The sequence below is a fragment of the Bradyrhizobium sp. AUGA SZCCT0222 genome (assembly GCF_018130205.1).
In the GTDB taxonomy this organism is placed as follows: Bacteria; Pseudomonadota; Alphaproteobacteria; order Rhizobiales; family Xanthobacteraceae; genus Bradyrhizobium.
Map to the genome: position 1 here is coordinate 1 of NZ_JAFCLX010000099.1, position 1,786 is coordinate 1,786.

A 1,786-nucleotide genomic window follows, 5' to 3' on the forward strand; every position below is an offset into this window, starting at 1 on the left:
CATGGGTCGGTGGACCAGCGTTCAGAGAATCCCGGAGGGCTTCAGCGGCCGAGAATGCCAGCTTCACAAGCTCCTCGTCCTTAAGCCTGGCTGGTCGCTTTGATAGTCGGTCCCACACCATCCAATTTGTGCCGCTGCCGTCTTGCCTAACGAGGAAGCGGGGTAGTGAGGATTCAACCATTACAGCCTTCCGTGGCAAGGCGCGGCCCGCCGGGCGTGATCCCGGCCGCCCAGTCAATCACGGCAGGACGAATTGGTTCCTAGCCGAACAGGTCAGCCCCGGCTTGGGTGAATTTAACGAACGTCCCACTCTCATGCAGCAACAGCCAACCGCGCGATATCGCCAAATCAAGCCCGGCTTTGTATTCGGCCGGGGTGGCGCGCTCCAGGTACAGCATCGGCGCGTTTATCTTCTCGATGTAAATCTTTCCGTCTACCGGCTCGGTAGCGTTGGCGATCTCCAGCAGCTTGAGCGCGGCCTTTTCAGGATCGGAATAGGGGCGGTCAACTCTAAACTTCATGCGCGCTGCGAATCCATATGTTCGTCGTGAACGTGACGGTCGGTTACCGCCATATCGATCGAGGCGCCACAGAAACAACGTGCCCGTCCACTGGTTGATAGCGTCGGCAGCGGCAGGCCGGCCCCGTGCATGGCGTATTTCCATGCCGTCCAGGCACGCTGGCGCCGGTACTCGTCGAAGTCGGCTTCCGTGCACCCGCGGCAGATAGTCCGTCCAGGCTCTTTCGAAGCCTGCCCGCGCCTCGTCGAAGGTTGCAGCGTAGCCGCTGCCGGAGCGACCGCGATGTGATGTCGGGTAGAAGCCGACGTCCCATCTCCATTGCTTGGCTTTGACCGGTAGGCCGGCCTGGATCGCGATCGTGCCGACCTGCACGTCAGCGTAGTAGACGGGCCAGCAGTCGGAGCGTTCGGGGTGAGGGCGGCGGGTAAGTTCAGGCACGCTATTGAAGCGCGGCGCAGCACCTAACGGCAAATTATCAATCCGTCGGGGCCTGGATGTCATTGACCTACAGCTGCCGTGGGTGGGGGTCAGCCGCCAAAAGCGGTACGTATAGCAAGTGTGATCATCCAGGCTAACAAGCCGGCTATCGTCGCGATCATGATGTCATTTTCCCGAAAGGGGCCCACGATTATGCCTTCATTCGCGGCAAGACAAGGTTCAGTTTCTTCGCCTTGGCTTGGACGCCCATAAAAGATCTGCCAAGCTGTTTACCGATGCTGCGGGCGTCCTTTCCGGCCTGAGCCATTGACCGCAGTGCGGCCAGCTCGGCTTCCGTCCAGCGGCGCGTTTTGTATGGCGCCCGCTGCGTTATCATTTGCCCTTACCTGACATTAATCGAAATCAGGATGGCCAGTTGATGGGCGAGTGCTGCATTCGCCGCTTGATCATTTCTTGACGTAGCTTATCCGCCCGTTCCCGGACGCTCGGGCTAGCCGTGAAATGCTCTTTATGCTTTCGATCGGCCTCGGCTTGTTCGCGTATGCTCTCGTAATAACGTGCGATGCTAGCGTCAGACATTCTCTCGAAACTCATAATCAAGAACCTGCTTTTGTGGGCGGCCGCCGATCGTCACGGGTAAGCGGGGCTGGGCAGTAGAGTTTACCATTTTTTCCCGATGTGTGAAATGGCACACAGGGTAACAGCCGACGTGATTATCTTAGGGGCAGGGGCGGCAATTTTGATCGTGCTGGCCTAGGGCTTGGCAATCGCGCCCACTTTTCCGGTTAGGCGAGTAGCCCTGCATCGGGCGCTTCACTGCAGAGACT

Annotated in this window: 1 protein-coding gene; it reads right to left on the reverse strand. The window is 58.8% G+C overall.

What is annotated here, in order from left to right:
• Positions 1–260 precede the first annotated feature (260 nt).
• Complete coding sequence (locus JQ629_RS37425) at positions 261–1,022, reverse strand: hypothetical protein (protein ID WP_249135544.1); 762 nt, start codon at positions 1,020–1,022, stop codon at positions 261–263.
• Positions 1,023–1,786: the final 764 nt, after the last annotated feature.

Bases quoted from the DNA above. Each gene is read 5' to 3' on its own strand.
- JQ629_RS37425 (WP_249135544.1), bottom strand. From the start codon at position 1,022: ATGACATCCAGGCCCCGACGGATTGATAATTTGCCGTTAGGTGCTGCG.